This window comes from Microbulbifer mixtoriginis (SeqCode) (assembly GCF_052467235.1).
The window spans coordinates 3,284,995-3,301,774 of record NZ_CP174305.1; the positions used below are offsets into that span (position 1 = coordinate 3,284,995).

13 protein-coding genes are annotated in these 16,780 nt (G+C 46.1%); 7 read left to right on the top strand and 6 right to left on the bottom strand.

Going from position 1 to position 16,780, the window contains the following annotated elements; genetic code table 11:
* Positions 1 to 80 precede the first annotated feature (80 nt).
* The 3 genes from ACJJIO_RS14315 to moeB are packed head-to-tail and all read right to left on the bottom strand — an operon-like array spanning position 81 to position 1,982.
* Entirely contained in the window at positions 81 to 353 is a 273-nt protein-coding gene (locus ACJJIO_RS14315; protein WP_252084778.1) for a MoaD/ThiS family protein, read from the bottom strand.
* 21 nt (positions 354 to 374) lie between these two features.
* Positions 375 to 785, bottom strand: a complete 411-nt coding sequence (locus ACJJIO_RS14320; protein WP_252084779.1) for a M67 family metallopeptidase — start codon at positions 783 to 785, stop codon at positions 375 to 377.
* 27 nt (positions 786 to 812) lie between these two features.
* Positions 813 to 1,982 carry a molybdopterin-synthase adenylyltransferase MoeB gene (moeB, locus tag ACJJIO_RS14325; protein ID WP_444904003.1) on the bottom strand — a complete coding sequence of 390 codons (1,170 nt, stop codon included), beginning with the start codon at positions 1,980 to 1,982 and terminating at the stop codon, positions 813 to 815.
* A gap of 541 nt (positions 1,983 to 2,523) precedes the next feature.
* Here moeB and ACJJIO_RS14330 point away from each other — a divergent pair.
* Genes ACJJIO_RS14330 through ACJJIO_RS14345 form a run of 4 tightly spaced genes read left to right on the top strand, consistent with a single transcriptional unit; the run spans position 2,524 to position 7,902 of the window.
* A complete protein-coding gene (locus tag ACJJIO_RS14330) occupies positions 2,524 to 3,534 on the top strand; it encodes a class I SAM-dependent methyltransferase (protein ID WP_444908864.1) in 1,011 nt (336 codons plus the stop codon).
* A 51-nt stretch (positions 3,535 to 3,585) separates the two neighbouring features.
* Complete coding sequence (locus ACJJIO_RS14335; RefSeq protein WP_444908865.1) at positions 3,586 to 5,913, top strand: efflux RND transporter permease subunit; 2,328 nt, start codon at positions 3,586 to 3,588, stop codon at positions 5,911 to 5,913.
* A 20-nt stretch (positions 5,914 to 5,933) separates the two neighbouring features.
* A complete protein-coding gene (locus ACJJIO_RS14340; protein WP_444885890.1) occupies positions 5,934 to 6,710 on the top strand; it encodes an outer membrane lipoprotein-sorting protein in 777 nt (258 codons plus the stop codon).
* Positions 6,711 to 6,720: 10 nt separating this feature from the next.
* Positions 6,721 to 7,902, top strand: a complete 1,182-nt coding sequence (locus ACJJIO_RS14345) for a hypothetical protein (RefSeq protein WP_444908866.1) — start codon at positions 6,721 to 6,723, stop codon at positions 7,900 to 7,902.
* Between the two features lie 117 nt (positions 7,903 to 8,019).
* Here ACJJIO_RS14345 and ACJJIO_RS14350 read toward each other — a convergent pair whose 3' ends face one another.
* The 3 genes from ACJJIO_RS14350 to argS all read right to left on the bottom strand — a co-directional run bounded on the left by ACJJIO_RS14350 (position 8,020) and on the right by argS (position 12,482).
* Positions 8,020 to 9,489: a nucleoside hydrolase gene (locus tag ACJJIO_RS14350; protein WP_444908867.1), complete on the bottom strand. Its 1,470-nt coding sequence runs from the start codon at positions 9,487 to 9,489 to the stop codon at positions 8,020 to 8,022.
* 205 nt (positions 9,490 to 9,694) lie between these two features.
* Positions 9,695 to 10,582 carry a dTDP-4-dehydrorhamnose reductase family protein gene (locus ACJJIO_RS14355; RefSeq protein ID WP_444888187.1) on the bottom strand — a complete coding sequence of 296 codons (888 nt, stop codon included), beginning with the start codon at positions 10,580 to 10,582 and terminating at the stop codon, positions 9,695 to 9,697.
* A gap of 163 nt (positions 10,583 to 10,745) precedes the next feature.
* Positions 10,746 to 12,482 carry an arginine--tRNA ligase gene (argS, locus tag ACJJIO_RS14360; RefSeq protein ID WP_444908868.1) on the bottom strand — a complete coding sequence of 579 codons (1,737 nt, stop codon included), beginning with the start codon at positions 12,480 to 12,482 and terminating at the stop codon, positions 10,746 to 10,748.
* Between the two features lie 135 nt (positions 12,483 to 12,617).
* Between argS and sbcB the strand changes: the two genes are divergently transcribed.
* The 3 genes from sbcB (at position 12,618) to ACJJIO_RS14375 (ending at position 16,748) form a co-directional block, all read left to right on the top strand.
* A complete protein-coding gene (sbcB, locus tag ACJJIO_RS14365) occupies positions 12,618 to 14,069 on the top strand; it encodes an exodeoxyribonuclease I (protein WP_444910999.1) in 1,452 nt (483 codons plus the stop codon).
* Between the two features lie 110 nt (positions 14,070 to 14,179).
* Complete coding sequence (locus ACJJIO_RS14370) at positions 14,180 to 15,196, top strand: aspartate carbamoyltransferase (RefSeq protein WP_252084788.1); 1,017 nt, start codon at positions 14,180 to 14,182, stop codon at positions 15,194 to 15,196.
* 118 nt (positions 15,197 to 15,314) lie between these two features.
* Positions 15,315 to 16,748, top strand: coding sequence for an NfeD family protein (locus tag ACJJIO_RS14375; protein WP_444888189.1), 1,434 nt, complete (start codon positions 15,315 to 15,317; stop codon positions 16,746 to 16,748).
* Positions 16,749 to 16,780 lie beyond the last annotated feature (32 nt).

Sequence of the window (16,780 nt, forward strand, 5' to 3'; positions counted from 1 at the left end):
TAATGTAAAAAGGTGAGTCGATAATGCCGATCACCTTTTTTAGATGTTAAGGTTTTTTACAGTTTTTTATTTGTTTTTAATTAGCCACCTGCGACAGCTGGAAGTATAGTAATGACATCGCTTGATTTTATGTCTGTAGCTAATTGGTTTTTGAAGCGGATATCATCTTCATTTACATAAATGTTCATAAATTTGTGAACTTCCCCTTCTTTTAATAAGCGGTCTCTGATCCCTGGATATTGCGATTCTAGAGATTCTATTAACTCTTTGACTGTTTGTCCTTCAGACGTTACTTCTTTTTGATTGTTAGTTAGAGTTCGTAAAATAGTGGGAATCTTTACTTTCACTGACATGCTTTTATCTGCCTATTTGTTTTATTGCGATACTACGTTAATTGTTTCTTCGATGGCCTTTTTGTCTACTATGCGATAGCTACGCACTTCACCAGGTTTACCCCCAGTTGTTGAAACCAAAACATAACTGGCATCAGGATACCAAGCATGTTGAATATCTTCTTTACTTGGAAAGGCGCGGGAGTTTGTATGTGAGTGATAGAACACCATTGGCACTTCATTTTTTTCTTCCATTTCTTGCCAGACCTTAAACTGTTCTTTAGGGTCAAATGCAAAAAAATTTTCAGAGCGTGCTGCATTTTGCATTGGCACTATTCTATGGGGTACTTGATTATCTTTTTTACCAAGAATAATGCCGCAAGCCTCTATAGGGTGCTCAGCAAGTGCTTGATTCATAATAGATTCTATATGTACATCTAAAATCTTTAGCATAGTAAATTTCCAGTCTGTGCTTTAGTGTTAATAAGCTGGAAGTTCAGGTTCAATATCTTTAATCCAGGCAAGAATGCCTCCATGGAGATTGTAAAGATTAGTGAACCCCTGATTTTCTAAAGCAGCCAGAGCTTGTCTGGATCTTCCACCAACTTTGCAGTGTAAAACTATGAAGGTGTTTTTATCTACCGACTCTAATCCACGCCCGGCTAGAATGTCAGCTTTAGGAATATGAATAGCACCTTCAATACAGCAGATGTCTCGCTCTCCGGACTCCCTTACATCAATCAGCAGATGCGATTTTCCTGTCTGCCGAATTTTATGCAATTCAGTGGGTGTTAAAGTGGGAATTTCTTCTTGTGCTTGCGAAGGCTTAGTTAGTCCACAAAAAAATTCATAGTCACAGAGTTCTGTAATTGGTTGTCTATCGGGATTACGATAAATGGGTAATTTACGGAAGGTCATATCCAGTGCATCATAGACCATCAATTTCCCAATAAGAGGACTCCCAATACCGGTGAGTAGTTTTATGGCTTCAGTCGCCATAATTGAGCCTATTGCTGCGCATAGGACTCCTAACACCCCTCCCTCCGAACAGGAAGGTGCATGCTCAGGGGGGGGCGGCTCTGGATATAGATCACGGTAGTTGATTCCTATATCGCCAGGAGCATTTTCCCAAAAAACAGAGGCCTGGCCTTCAAATCTGAATATTGAACCCCATACATAAGGTTTTTTGGCCATTACGCAAGCATCATTGACTAGGTAACGAGTAGCAAAATTATCTGTTCCATCTAAAATAAGATCATAATCTGAAATTATTTCTAGAGCATTTGTCCTATCTAGACGTGTTTCATGCAGTTCAACATGAACGAAAGGGTTGACCTCTTGAACTGTTGCTTTTGCGCTATCTAGTTTATTTTCACCTATATTGGATTGGCCGTGGATAACTTGACGCTGAAGATTAGAGGCATCTACTGTATCAAAATCTACGATACCGAGTGTCCCTACTCCCGCTGCAGCCAGATACAGTAATGCCGGTGATCCGAGTCCGCCTGCACCAATAATCAAAACTTTACTGTTTTTTAACCGTTTCTGCCCATCGATTCCAATATCTGGCAACAGTAGGTGACGGCTATACCTCTCCATTTCTTGTTTACTGAGTTCGTGAACGGGGCTGACAAGCGGGGGCAGTGTCATTACGTAGTCCTTGTTATATCTTTTATCTATCGAATTTGATTATCAAACCGTTTTTTATTGAGGTTCGATATAAAATTAGGCTCAAGATTTTGTCATATCACGAACAGTCGAAAGGGTTAACGGCGTTCAGCAATTGATATTCCTTCGCTCCTGTAATGATAGGAAACGATTGCAGAGCAGCCTATTGTGTTCTCATAAAGCAAGTATCAAGTATCAAGTATCAAGTAGCGATGTGAATCCTGAAGCTAATTTTGTTTACAGGTTACTTTGAAGCAAATAGGAACTCTGGAATGAGATTTAGATCTGTTTGGTATCTATAGATATTTATTGTGTTTTCTACTTAACCTTGTTACCAATTTGTCAATAAATGGCTTAAAGCTTTAGTTATTAGCTTTTAAATTTTATAAATAATTTAATCTGACTATGTTTAGAAATCTCAATTGTTAACCGCTGGGTTTTCAGGTCATCTGTCTTATTGGGTAATCTTTGATTATAAAGTTTGTGATTAGATATCTATTGTCAGAAAATATTGGAATTATCAATGTTGTTTAATAAATCCTCCTTTGGGGATGATGCTCAATTTTTTTTATTTGATACTCTAGTGGCTCCTTTACGGTGGGAGATTCTATCAGCAGGGATAAAACTTAAAATATTTGATTATCTGCAGGATGCACGTACAGTTAAGGACGTTGCTCTTCACTTTGATTTTCTAGAGAGTCGGGCTGAACTTTTCCTTAACTCAATGGTTTCAATAGGGTTGATTAATAAGTTTAAAGGAAAGTATCAAATAAGTAGCTCCTATCGTTCTTTATTGACTTCTGGTTCCGATTCTTCTTTGTGTGGGTTATTGCAACATCTCAGTCAGATAAAGCATGTAAGTGAATCTGAGATTATTGACCTCCTGAGCAGTAAGCATCAGAAGAAAAATGGCCCTACTATGAAAGATCCAGAATTTTGGAACGATATGATAGAAGGCCTTAGGTTATTTCATTTATCAGTTAGAAATCCAATAGTTTTAGATGTTCTAATGTCACAGCCTAACTGGTCTGATGTTAATCATATATTGGATCTCGGAGCAGGTTCAGAGCAGTTGGCTATAGATCTACTTTCGGTTAAGCCAGATCTTAAAGTAACAATTTTTGATTTGCCTGGTATTGCCTCTCTAATTAAAAAACAAGTTTTTCAAAAAGCACAGATAAATGTTTTAGAAGGTGATATGAACACAGCTTCTCTAGGGAGCGGATATGATTTAGTTTTTGCTTCGATGGTCTTATATTACGCCGATGATCTTACTCATACCTTAGAGAAAATACGTCAATCTCTTAATCCTGGTGGAATGTTCCTTAGCTTTCATGAAAAGCTGAACAGCGAAAGAACATCTCCTGAGTTTCACATTGTTGGTCGTATTCACGCAGAACTAAAGTTGGGTCCACTCTCTTTATCTGCTGGTTCAGTAGAAAAAGCTCTTGCTGAAGCTTGCTTTAAAGATATCTTTACTCAAGTCTTGAAGACTCCGTTTGGTGATATCGAGCTGGTGAGTGGAATTGCTTAGTAATGGTTACTAATTTTTGTTAGAAAAATATTCTCTTGGGAGACCTATGTAATGGAGCAACTATTTAGAGGGATTCTATCGCGTCCAAAATTGGTATTGTCTGTTTTTTTGCTTTTTTTTGTTGCCTGTACAGTTGGTGCTAAAAACCTTTTTTTTCGTGGTGATTATGCAATTTTTTTTGACGATTCGAATAAAGAGCTTCAGGCGTTCAATGAGATTGAAGGTACCTTTAACAAGACTGATAGTTTGGCGATAATTATAGCGCCAGAAACTGGCGATATTTATACTGAAAGATATCTCGAATTGATAATGCTCCTCACAGAAGATGCTTGGAATATTCCTTATTCCAGTAGAGTGGATTCAATTGCCAACTATCAGCATACTGAGGCTCAAGAAGATGATCTTTTAGTTGAAAATCTCGTATTCAAGAATTATCCGTTAAATACAGAATATATTAATAAAGTTAAGTTTGTTGCTGAGAATGCCCCAAGGCTTAAGGGGGCCTTGGTTTCAAAAACAGGTGATTCCGCAGTTATTAATATCACTTTTCAATTGCCGTCAGGCGATAAGACCGCTCGAGTAGCTGAAATCACGGACCATTCAGATAGGATGCTTGCTTCCTATCAAGAGTCATACCCTGATGTTTCATTTCATCAGGCTGGCATCGTTGCTATGAACTCTTCCTTTACCAAGGCTGCTCAAAAAGACATTCTCACTTTAGTGCCAGTAATGTTTGCGGTAATTAGTTTATTATTAATTATGACGCTAAGGTCGATCACCTATGTAATTTTAACCTTGGTTATTGTTGTTGCAAGTGTAGTGGCAACTATGGGGATTTATGGTTGGGCTGGAATGTATTTGAGCATTGCCACAGTTAATGTTCCCACAATGATAATGACTTTGGCAGTGGCAGATTGTGTACACTTGATTACCTCTGTCAATGAAGGCAAAAGGCAGGGGTTGGGAAATCGAGAAGCTGTTGTTCATAGTTTTAAACTGAACTTTATGGCTATTTTAATTACTTCTGTGACGACGGCTATCGGATTCCTAATAATGAATGTTTCTGATTCGCCTGTCTTACGGCATATGGGTAGTTTATCTGCTTTGGGAGTTATGTTGGCTTTTGTTTTTTCGATTTTCCTTTTGCCAGTACTGTTATTATTGATGCCAGTAAAAGTATATAAGGAGAGAGGAGGCGTTTATTCTAAATTATTTCAATTACTACCAAATCTGATAATTCGTTACCATCGAAGTATCTTTTGTGTCTCCACTATTGTGGTTTTGATTGCTGGCTATATGGTGATGCAGAATCGAATAAATGATGAGCCGATAGAGTACTTTGATTCCAGTCATAAATTTAGAATTGCTGCCGATTACATGGAGAACCATATTAGCGGCATGACTAATATTAGTATTGCTGTCAAGTCTGGTAAATCGCAGGGTGTAGTTGATCCTGATTTTATTTCTATGCTAGATGATTTTACAAATTGGCTTCGTATGCAGCCACAAATAGATCATGTTGCTAGTCTAGTGGATACCTATAAAAGGTTAAATAAAAACCTACATGGTGACAAGGAAGAATACTACAAGTTACCCAATGATAGAGAGTTGGCTGCACAATATCTTCTATTGTATGAACTTTCCTTGCCCTATGGATTAGATATTAATAATGAAGTCGATATTGATAAATCAGCGGTTAAATTGCAGTTGACAACTAAAAATTTAGGTAGCGGTGAGCTTGTTGATTTTGAAAACAAAATATATAACTGGTTCAGTAGTAATGCTCCACAATATGAAATAGTTGCATCTAGTCCCTCTCTTATGTTTGCACATATTGGAGAGACAAACATGCATAGCATGCTTAAATCATTACCAATTATTTTAGTGTTAATTTCTACACTCTTAGTTATTGCATTAAAGTCTTTGAGGATTGGAATAATCAGCTTGTTACCTACATTGGTTCCAGTTTTATTGGGGTTTGGTTTATGGGCGTTTATTTCAGGAGAGGTGAATCTAGGTTTGTCTGTAGTCGTGTCACTTACATTGGGTATTGTGGTGGATGATGCTGTTCATTTTTTGAGTAAATATCAATATTCTCGTCGGCAGGGAAACTCTGTGGAAGAAGCAATATCCTACTCTTTTAATACCGTGGGGCGTGCTCTCTGGGTAACTTCTCTCGTGCTGGTTGCTGGATTTCTTGTTCTTGCATTATCTAGTTTTCGGTTGAATTCAGATTTAGGTCTTTTAAGTGCTTTAGTGATTACAATTGCCCTAGTTGTCGATTTCTTACTTCTGCCAGCTGTGCTTTTAATTTTTGATAGAAGAACGGATATTGTGCAAGACAAGGCCAATAATGAGTTTTTGTCTGCTGCCAATTAAAAATATCAATAGGAAAAATCATGATAAAGAATGGAATTTTAACTTGCCTGTTACTTCTTTTGGCTTCCCTCGCGATGGCGAATACCGAAATGGGGCTGGAAATTGCCAAAGAGAGAAAGGTAAGAGATGAAGGCTGGAGAGACTCAATTGCAACTGTCAGTATGTTGTTGAAAAATGCATTGGGTGAAACTAGCTCAAGAGAACTTAGGGTTAGAACTCTGGAAATTGAAGGTGATGGAGATAGAGGATTAACTGTATTTGATGAGCCTCGTGATGTAAAAGGAACTGCTTTTTTATCCTATTCTCACATTAATAGTCCTGATGATCAGTGGCTTTATCTACCTCGGTTAAAGAGAGTTAAGCGAATAGCCTCACGAAATAAATCAGGGCCTTTTATGAGTAGTGAATTTGCCTATGAAGACATGACTTCCTTTGAATTGCAGAAATATAAGTTCAGCTATCTAAGAGAGGAGCTAATAAAGGGGAGGGAAACCCTTGTTGTGGAACAAATACCCACTGATGAGTATTCTGGCTATACAAGGCAGGTAGTCTGGATTGATAAAGATCACTATCAACCAATTAGAACGGAATTTTACGATCGAAAGGGAGAGTTATTAAAAACATTACATTTGGAGGACTATCGCCAATATTTGGAACAATATTGGCGGGCACATGTTTTGACAATGATAAACCATCAGACGGGCAAAAGTACTGTGCTCACCATTCATGATCTTAAATTTAAAGTAGGGTTGGGTGAAGATGATTTTAATGTAGCGACGCTTAAAAGAATACGTTGATTTTTTTATAATGAAGCTACACATCTTTAATTGTCTTTTTTTTATATTTCTACTTGCTTCCGCCTCTAGTGCTAGTTGTGTCGAATTACGAGGGATTGCTGCAGTTGAGTATCGCCAATTCCTTGCTAGAGGCGAGGTTGGTCAGAAGACCTTTCAGCCTTCTGTTTTTGTTGAACCAGAACTCTATCAATCTTTTTTGAAAGACAGTGCTAGCATCACTGTAGTACCTTTTTTACGGTTAGATGCTTTAGATGATGAACGGTCTCACTGGGATATCCGTGAATTTATGGTGCGATATCACTTTAAAGAGCTAGATCTTGAGGTTGATCTTGGAATAGGTAAGGTATTTTGGGGTGTAACTGAGTCTCAGCATCTAGTGGATATAATTAATCAAACTGACAGTATCGAATCATTAGATAATGAGGATAAACTCGGTCAGCCAATGCTTCATGTATCATGGATTAAGGAATGGGGAAGTGTTGAGGGTTTTCTACTCCCTTATTTTCGAGAACGTACATTTCCAGGTGAGGATGGGAGACTTAGTTTAGGCGTTGAAAATTCGTCTGCTCAGTATAAGTCCTCGAAAGGGAATAGGCATTTGGATTTTGCAGCTAGATACTCTACTAGTATGAATTCGGTTGATCTGGGGGTAAGCTATTTCCAGGGCACTGGTAGAGATCCTGATTTTATCTATAACCAGCAGCAATTGTTACCTTTTTACCGGCAGATTAGACAAGTTGGAATTGATGCCCAGTGGCTAAAAGGAGATTTTTCTTGGGTTTCCGAAGCTCTGTGGCGTGATACTGGTGAAAAAGAGTACTTTGCAATAACCGCAGGTTTTGAATACAGCCTTGTAGGGATCACTGATACAAATATGGATTTAGGTATTCTAACGGAAGTTTTGTATGATTCCCGTGGACAGAGTGCTACGACAGCATGGCAGCAAGATATTTTTATAGGAACTAGACTTGCAGTTAATGATATCGCAGGGACTGAGATATTGTTGGGGGTAACCCAGGATCTTGATTATTTTAACTCCAGAGCTATAAAGCTTGAAGCATCGAGTAGGATTACAAATTCTTGGCTGTGGAGGGTGAATGGATGGATTTTTAATAGTTATGGTAAGGAGGATCCATTGAGTAGTTTCCAAAAAGATGATTATTTAGAGGTAGGTTTAGAATATTATTACTAGTACTTTAGGGTTGACTAATTTCTTAAAATTACCTTATTAAGGATCTTCGAAAGCCCCCCAATATCCCTCATAACACTCTGTCAATGGAGTACGGGGGGCTAATTTCAATTTAGTAAATTACAGTCTACATCTAGATCCCTTACGAGCAGAATTAAAACGATCGCGCAGGCGCTCAATCATTGCAGTGCGGGCGGCATCGTGGTTGATACCCATTACGACATTCACTTCTAGGCCCTCGCCGTTTTCGGCAAAAGTGGTTTTACCCACGGTGGGGTCGAAGGAAATGGGGTCGTAAGGAGTCATACTGTCAGCCAGACCAGTATTTAACTGGTCGACTTCAATAAATCCGGTCACCAGATCCATTTCTAGAGTTTCAGGCTCTAACAGTACCAGTGCGGCGATAATATCCCACAGGCGAATTACTGCATCCATAGCGAAGTCACCATTACCCTGGAAATCCCCACCTTCAAATTCACGGATAGAGCTGAGGAGTTTGGAGGTATAGCAGGCCTCAGGGGTTGCACGACGTTTAGCCAGGGCTTTGATGGTGCTGCCCTGTACCTTGGCCATGTCGGTAGAGTTGGTGGGTACCAAATAGGTTTCAATATCATTTTCACTCAGGGCGTTAAAGGCCCACTGCGCACTCAGCGGGTCGAGTAGAATATTGAATTCCTGGTGGGTGCTGAAGTCGCTGTCACAGCCAAAACTCGGGTGGGAGAAAATATTGCCGCCCAGATTTCTAGATTTATCGCCAAAGCAGGCTGCCTGGTGATTCTCGGTAAACGGCTCATAATTCTCAAAGCCTCCACCCATCATAATCACACGATCAATTTTTGCCAGCTGCTCTTCGTTGGCCTTGCCGAGTACCCGGGCCAGTGTGGTGAGTTTGCCGGTATTGAAAACCACTGGGCGTTGCTCCAGTTTATCCAGAGTTTCCAGGATAATGTCTTCGGCCAGTTCAAAATTGAAGGAGACACCATTGTTACCTTGGTAGCGGTAGTGTTCCTGTTTTGCGCGGGGGATTAGGTGGTCAGTTCCGTATAAGGTGGAGCCGTTGTCACGCCAGGGACCGGGCACATACTGGCCATAAAGGTTAATACCCATGGCATTGCGGCGCTCCAGATTCCATGTGCCGGTGCTGAAATCGGAGGAGTTGGGCAGCTGGTAATCATCGCGGCCAGTTACAGCGTTGTCGTCATTGACAGGAGCGCTGGAAGCCTTACCGTTAGCCCCGTAAGCGACCTCCTCAGTGGCAAAGTAGGCACCGCGTATCACTTTGGTATCGTTGTTACCCAACCACTCGAGGATGTTGTAAACCGTATTGGCTCCGTGCGCTACAGTATTGAAGGAGTCTTCAACCACTGCCAGCTCCAGGGTGTAGCGTGGGTCTTTGGCAATCAGCATCAATGCTACGGCATCGTCAAAGTTATTGAAGTCGCCGATCCAGATAATCGGTTGGGCATCTTCATTTTTGGTTGCTTGGTGCAGGCGCTTTCCATGACGACCATTATCCGCATGGCAGGAGGCCAGGGTTGCAAAGCTACCAAGAATCAGGGCTCCGGCAGATAGCCAACGTTTTAATTTCATCTATATTTCCCTATGGTTCGAGAGTCTTTAATTGGCGATTTCACGACCCTTCCCTGTGTCGATACATGGCCACTCCTGTAATAACTACCATTAACGCTTGTTAGCTATAAATAGTGCCCAATTACAAAAGTTAACGCCGGCTTATAGGCCGGCACAGGTATATCCCTATACCATTTAATTTCTTTTATTCGTTTTCCATTAGCTTTTAATTCTGGATAAAAGATTTCAGGTTGCGTGCCAGTTGCTGAGGCAATGGTTCGGTCCCTTTGATGCCGAGGTTTGTTAAGCGCGATTTATCCAGCTGACAATTGTAGGGGCGCGGTACTGAAAAATCGGGTTTGCTATCTGCGCTGATATGGTCAGCACTCAATTCGCATACTTTGGCAATAATATGCGCAAGTTCAAAGCGAGTGCAGGCGGTGTCGCCGCTCCACTGATAGATACCTTCAAATTGGATGCCACGCTGGGTTTTCAACAGGCATTGCTCCAATACTTCTGCCACTTCCTCCACACTGGTGGGAAAACGAATTGCCCAGTGATCCAGTGTGACCGGCTTTTGCTCTCGCAGTGTCTCTAATAGGGCGGTAATACCCGATTCCTCCAGGTAGGAGACGGGTCCAAACAGCCAGGGCAATCTTAAAACCCAATGGTTACCGTTTTTCAATACTGCTTCCTCTCCCGCCAACTTGCTGCGGCCGTAGAAATTCACGGGATTGGGTGTGTCATCAGGGGCATAGGGTGGGGCAGTACCATCAAAGACATAGTCTGTGCTGATATACACCAACTGTGCATTGATTTCGCTACAGTGCTTTGACAACAACTCTGTGCTGCTGACATTGAGTTGCCAGGCGGTATCTGGATTGTCAGCACAGCGGTCTGGCCAGCGCTCAGCGGCACAATGGATCACCACTTCCGGCCTGATATCGTTCAGGGAAGCTTTCACTGCGCTGCTATCCGATAAGTCCAGGCGAATTAAGTTTTCGCCTGCGCGAGAAAAAGCGGTGCCGATTACGGAAAAAGTAGGTTTGTTGGAAAGTTGTTTAAATACACTACGGCCCAGCAGGCCGGAGGCGCCGGTAATCAGGATTTTCACGGGTTACTTTCCTTTAATTAGACCAGTGGGGAAACGGTGGCCTATGTGGGGTAATGAATGGTGCAGGATAGTTTGGCTGGAGGCTAGGGAAGCCTGCCCGCCAGAGAGCCGCCCGGCCAGCCAGCCTGCATATTTGCTGGAGGTATGGCCGGGCAGGAACAATTTACATCTGCTCCATAACTTCAATACCGAGCAAGCCGAGGCCAGTCGCGATAGTGCTGGCCACCAGGTTACACAGCTGCAGACGGCTGTGCTTCTGCTCTTCACTTACCCCTTCTTTCAACACCGGGCAGGCTTCGTAGAAGCTCATATAGGCACTGGCCAGCTCGTACAAATAAGTACAGAGCACGTGTGGGAAGGTGTCTTTGGCTACCTGATCCAGTACTTCACCAAATTGGTTCAGTTTTACTGCCAGTGCGCGCTCTTGGGGGCTTTCCAGATTAATATCGCCCTTGAGTTCACTCGCCTCAATACCGGCCTTGCGGAAAATACTGCGTACGCGGGTATAGGCATACTGTAGGTAAGGCGCAGTATTGCCTTCAAAGCTGAGCATGGATTCCCAGCTGAAGATGTAATCGTTAGTGCGGGTCTTGCTCAGGTCCGCATATTTCACCGCGCCGATGCCCACCTTGCGCGCGATTTCCGCACAGGTTTGTGCATCCAGTTCAGGGTTTTTCTCGGCTACCAGTTTCTCTGCGCGCTCCACCGCTTCATCCAGCAGGGCGGCCAGTTTTACCGTACCGCCGCTGCGGGTTTTAAATGGTTTGCCGTCGTCGCCCATCATGGTACCGAAGGTGCAGTGTTCCAGGCCCACAGAATCCTCCACAAAACCGGCTTTGCGTGAGGCGACAAAGGCCTGCTGCAGGTGCAGGGATTGACGGGCGTCCACTACGTAGAGGATACGGTCAGCTTTGAGCTGGCTGGCACGGTAGCGGATGGCGGCCAGGTCGGTGGTGGCGTACAAATAACCGCCGTCTTTTTTCTGAATAATCATCGGGCTTGGATTGCCCTCTTTATCGGCCATCTCTTCCAGGAACACCACGATAGCACCCTGATCTTCGACGGCGATGCCGCGGTCTAGCAGCTCTTTAACCAGCACCGGCAGATCGTTGTTGTAGCGGCTTTCGGCATAAATATCTCCAGGCTGAAGAGTGACATTGAGCTTGGAGTAGATCTCTTCACAGTGGCTGATGGAGATATCGATAAACTGTTTCCACAGTTTCAGGCACTGCTCATCGCCACCCTGTAGTTTTACAACGTATTCACGGGCGCGATCGGCAAAACCCTCTTCCTCGTCGAAGCGTACCTTGGCTTCGCGATAGAAAACTTCCAGGTCGGCCAACGCCACTTCGGCATCATTGTCTGCCAGCTTGTCGGAGAGGTGCGCCAGTAACATACCGAATTGGGTGCCCCAGTCGCCCATATGGTTTTGGCGAACCACCTTGTGACCCTGGAATTCCAATAAGCGCGCCAATGCATCACCGATAATGGTGGTGCGCAGATGGCCCACGTGCATTTCCTTGGCCAAGTTGGGGGAAGAGTAGTCGATGACTACGTTCTTCGGCTCTTCAACAGGGGAGATATTCAGACGTGTATCAGCCTTGGCTGCTAACAGTTGTTGGCTCAGCCATTGCTTACTCAGGTGGATGTTTAAGAAGCCAGGACCCGCGATCTCGACCTTTTCGATCATATCGCCCTTGTCCAGCTGCTCAAGGATCTTGCTGGCCAGCTCACGCGGGTTGGTGCCCAGTCGCTTGGCGGCGCCCATAGCGCCATTGGCCTGGTAGTCGCCAAATCCGGCTTTCTTCGCAGGTGCCACAATCGGGCCGCATTCTTCGGGGATACCGGCGGCAAGCATGGCGGCCTGGAATTTGTCGGAGAGGAGTTGGCGAATATTCATAGAGGGTTATAGCTGTCTTAAATTCGTGGAAACGCCGAATTTTAATGGGCGGTGGCGGCTTTGCAACCAGCGAGGGCTGGAGAGCGACTCAAATCTGGGTACAGGTGTCCAGATGGTGAGGTGCTCAGTGGTATGATGCCGCCAAATTATGGAGGTACCGTGAGTTCTACCACACTTTATTGGCACGATTATGAAACCTGGGGCACAGACCCGGGTGCCGACAAACCGGCGCAGTTTGCCGGTATCAGGACCGACGAAGCGCTGAATATCGTCGGCGAGCCATTGATGATTTACTGCCGCCCCTCGGCGGACTGCCTGCCGCAGCCTATGGCGAGTCTGGTGACGGGCATCAGCCCGCAAAAGGCCCTGGCTAACGGCGTGCCGGAAATTGAATTTATCCAGCGTATCCTCGCTGAACTGGGTGCGCCGGGTACCTGCGGAGTGGGCTACAACAGTTTGCGCTTTGATGACGAAGTAACCCGCTACACCCTGTACCGCAACCTGCTCGACCCCTATGGGCGAGAGTGGCGCTCCGGCAATAGCCGCTGGGACATTATCGACATGGTGCGTCTCACTTACGCCCTGCGCCCGGAGGGTATCCAGTGGCCGACACGCGAAGACGGTGCGCCGTCTTTCCGCCTGGAAGAACTGACTGCAGCCAATGGAATTTCCCACGAGGGCGCTCACGATGCACTCTCTGATGTCCACGCTACGATAGATATGGCGCGGCTGATCCGCAAGCAACAACCGAAGCTTTACGATTATGTTTTCCGCCTGCGCCGCAAGCAGGAAGCCGCCAAGATGATTGATATGCGTGAGCGCCGCCCGCTGTTGCATATCTCCGGCAAGATTTCTGCCAATCATGGGCATTTGACCTACGTTATGCCGTTGGCCAGCCATCCGGTGAATCGCAACGCCGTAATTGTTGCCAATTTGGCGATGGACCCCGAGCCTTTACTCAACCTGGATGCGGATACGCTGCGTGAGCGCCTCTATACCGCTCGCGATCAACTGGGTGAAAGCGAACTGCCCGTTGGGTTGAAACTGGTGCACTTGAACAAGTGCCCGATATTGGCCCCGGCCAATATGCTTGACGATAAACGTGCTAATGAGCTGGGCATCGATAGGGCGGTTTGCGAGGCCAACTGGCAGAAGTTGAAAAGCGTTGATCTGACCGAGAAACTGCACAACGTATTTCTGGATCGGGAGTTTCCCCAGAAAGATGTAGAGGCGGATCTCTACGGCGGTTTCCTCAGCGATGCCGACCGCGATATCTGCCGTGAGCTGCACCGCGGCTTGGCAGCACGCGGGCCCGAAGCCCTGGCTGGCGAAGTGCCATTCAGTGACAAGCGCCTACCCGAGTTATTGTTCCGCATGCGTGCGCGCAACTTCCCAGAGACTCTATCGGACGAGGAACATCAGCGCTGGCAGATCTGGTGTTTCCAGCGGTTAACCGATCCCACCGCAGGGGCCTCTATCACCCTCGAAGATTACTTCCGCCAGCTGTCCGAACTGCGAGTACAGCATCCAGAGCGGATATCGCTGATTACCGAGCTGGAAAACTGGGGCGATAGCCTACTCGCCTAATGTGTTGAATCGTGCCAGCGGCCATTCTTTCACTGGGCTCTATTGCGGTGCCCGAGTAGAATGCCGCTCGCGAACACCCGCGCCCACAAGGCGCAATCACTGGAGTAACCATGGACTTTATCGGAGCCAATATTCTGTCCGTCAGCCAGTTCGAACGTGCCGATATAGAGCGCGTATTCGATGTGGCTGACGCCATGACCCCTTATGCAAAGCGCGAAAAAGTAACGCGCGTATTGGAGGGGGCGATTCTCGGCAATATGTTTATGGAGCCGAGCACCCGTACCCGCCTGAGTTTTGGGGCTGCTTTTAACTTATTGGGTGGCACGGTTCGGGAAACTGTGGGGATTACTGCCAGTGCTATGGCTAAGGGAGAATCCCTCTACGATACGGCACGGGTACTGTCGGGCTACAGCGATGTGATTTGTATGCGTCACCCGCAGGAGGGCTCTGTGGCAGAATTTGCCGCAGCGAGTCGCGTGCCGGTGGTCAACGGCGGTGATGGCGCTAATGAGCATCCCACCCAGGCGCTGTTGGATCTCTACACTATTCGCAAAGAGCTGGCCGCCCATGGCCGCACCCTGGATGATTTCCGCATTGCCATGATTGGCGATCTCAAACACGGCCGTACCGTGCACTCCCTGTGCAAGCTGCTGTGCTTATTTGGCAGTGTGCATATCACTCTGGTTTCCCCACCGGAGCTGGCAATGCCCGATGCGATTGTGGAGAAGCTGCGTGAGGTGGGGCACGAGGTAACGGTGACCGACCAGCTGGAATCCTCGATCGCCCATGTGGATATCGTCTATTCCACCCGTATCCAGGAAGAGCGCTTTGCCTCTCAGGATGAGGCCAACCGCTATCGCGGGCGTTTCCGCCTTAACCGGGCGATTTTTACTCGCTATGCAGAGCCCAATACGGTGATTATGCACCCCCTGCCGAGGGATTCACGCGCAGAGGCCAATGAACTGGATACCGACCTGAACGAACATCCTAGCCTGGCGATTTTCCGCCAGACCGATAACGGCCTGCTGGTGCGTATGGCTCTGTTCGCCCTGCTATTAGGGGTGGAACGTCAAGTGGATAAATACGCCCGCGAAGTAAACTGGCATAGCCGTCGCAACCCGGTTTAACGTCACTTTCCTTGTTTTCGGATAACGCCGTTTTTTTCTGTTAATCTGATTGAGTTACCCCGGCCAGAAATACGATGGCTGGCCCGGGTTTCTCCGCAATCGCATCAGGGAAAGATGCATGTCGAATCAGATATCGTCAGCGGTATTCTTGCGCGGCGCGCTCATCCTGACGCTGCTCCTCGTCGTTTTGATTTCAAAAAGTGCCGCACAGGAAAGTACTTCCCCCCATGTGGCGCTGTTGACTATTGATGGCGCCATAGGCCCCTCTACGACGGATTACTTTAAGCGTGCCACTGAGAGTGCTGGTGAGCGCGGCGCTGAGTTAATCATTGTACATATCGATACTCCAGGCGGTCTGGATGCGGCTTCCCGAGATATTATTCAGCATATCCTTTCCTCTCCTATCCCTATTGCCATGTATGTGTACCCCTCGGGCGCCCGTGCAGCCAGTGCCGGCACCTATATCCTCTATGCCAGCCAGATAGCAGCCATGGCCCCGGCTACAACTCTGGGGGCCGCCACGCCGGTACAAATAGGCGGACCACCGGGAACGCCATCTCCAGGTGGCAACCCGAAAGAGAGCGACCAAAAAGAGGAAAAAGAAAAAGCGAATGAAGACGACGAAGAAGGTAAAGACGAGGACAAAAAGGAAAAGCCATTATCCGGCACCGCCATGGAGCGCAAGATGGTTAATGACTCCGTTGCTTTTATTCGAGGCTTGGCACAACGCAATGGACGCAATGCCGAGTGGGCGGAGAAGGCCGTTCGTGAAGCGGCAACTCTGACAGCTTCGGAAGCGCTAGAGATGAATGTTGTCGATATTGTTGCCAAGAATGACGAGGATTTACTGAAGCAAGTGGCCGGACGTAAAGTATCTCTTGATTCCGGTGAAATTACCATTTCGGCAGAGATTGCCCAACTCCCCATAGAAAATTACGAGCCAGATTGGCGTAATGAGTTACTGGCTCTGATTACCAATCCCCAGGTGGCTTATATTCTTTTATTGATCGGTATTTATGGGCTGATTTTCGAGGGGTATAGCCCCGGCGCTTTTGTGCCCGGCATTGTGGGGATTATCTGCCTGCTTTTGGCATTTTATGCTTTGCAGGTTTTGCCGATTAATTATGCCGGATTGGCGTTGATTATTGTTGGGGCGCTTTTGATTGTGGCGGAAGTCTTTATGCCCAGTTTTGGCGCCTTGGGAATTGGTGGGATTATTGCCTTGGTGATTGGTTCAGTAATGCTGATCGATACCGATGTGCCGGGCATGCAGGTGTCGCGAAAACTCATCGCGGCAATTGCTGGAGTGAGTGGTGTTTTTCTTTTGGGTCTTTTAATGGCGGTGGGCAGGAGTTTGCGCAAACCGCGACTTGCTTCCGATCAGGCCCTGGTGGGACGTGTGGCGGTGGTGAGCAATGTGAGCGAAGAAGAGGTGCTGGTGCACCTCGGTGGTGAAATATGGCGGGCGCACTGTGAGACGCCACTGGAGCCTGGGCAGCGAGTGCGTGTTATCGCCCAGCGTGGTTTGCTGCTCTATGTTGAGCCGGGCTAGTCATTGCGGTTGGCATTTAAATTGGCTTTTGC

Coding starts and splice junctions, on each gene's coding strand:
- sbcB (WP_444910999.1), top strand. CDS start 12,618: ATGCCGCCAAATTATGGAGGTACCGTGAGTTCTACCACACTTTATTGG.
- ACJJIO_RS14315 (WP_252084778.1), bottom strand. CDS start 353: ATGTCAGTGAAAGTAAAGATTCCCACTATTTTACGAACTCTAACTAAC.
- ACJJIO_RS14345 (WP_444908866.1), top strand. CDS start 6,721: ATGAAGCTACACATCTTTAATTGTCTTTTTTTTATATTTCTACTTGCT.
- argS (WP_444908868.1), bottom strand. CDS start 12,482: ATGAATATTCGCCAACTCCTCTCCGACAAATTCCAGGCCGCCATGCTT.
- ACJJIO_RS14350 (WP_444908867.1), bottom strand. CDS start 9,489: ATGAAATTAAAACGTTGGCTATCTGCCGGAGCCCTGATTCTTGGTAGC.
- ACJJIO_RS14330 (WP_444908864.1), top strand. CDS start 2,524: ATGTTGTTTAATAAATCCTCCTTTGGGGATGATGCTCAATTTTTTTTA.
- moeB (WP_444904003.1), bottom strand. CDS start 1,982: ATGACACTGCCCCCGCTTGTCAGCCCCGTTCACGAACTCAGTAAACAA.
- ACJJIO_RS14370 (WP_252084788.1), top strand. CDS start 14,180: ATGGACTTTATCGGAGCCAATATTCTGTCCGTCAGCCAGTTCGAACGT.
- ACJJIO_RS14335 (WP_444908865.1), top strand. CDS start 3,586: ATGGAGCAACTATTTAGAGGGATTCTATCGCGTCCAAAATTGGTATTG.
- ACJJIO_RS14340 (WP_444885890.1), top strand. CDS start 5,934: ATGATAAAGAATGGAATTTTAACTTGCCTGTTACTTCTTTTGGCTTCC.
- ACJJIO_RS14375 (WP_444888189.1), top strand. CDS start 15,315: ATGTCGAATCAGATATCGTCAGCGGTATTCTTGCGCGGCGCGCTCATC.
- ACJJIO_RS14320 (WP_252084779.1), bottom strand. CDS start 785: ATGCTAAAGATTTTAGATGTACATATAGAATCTATTATGAATCAAGCA.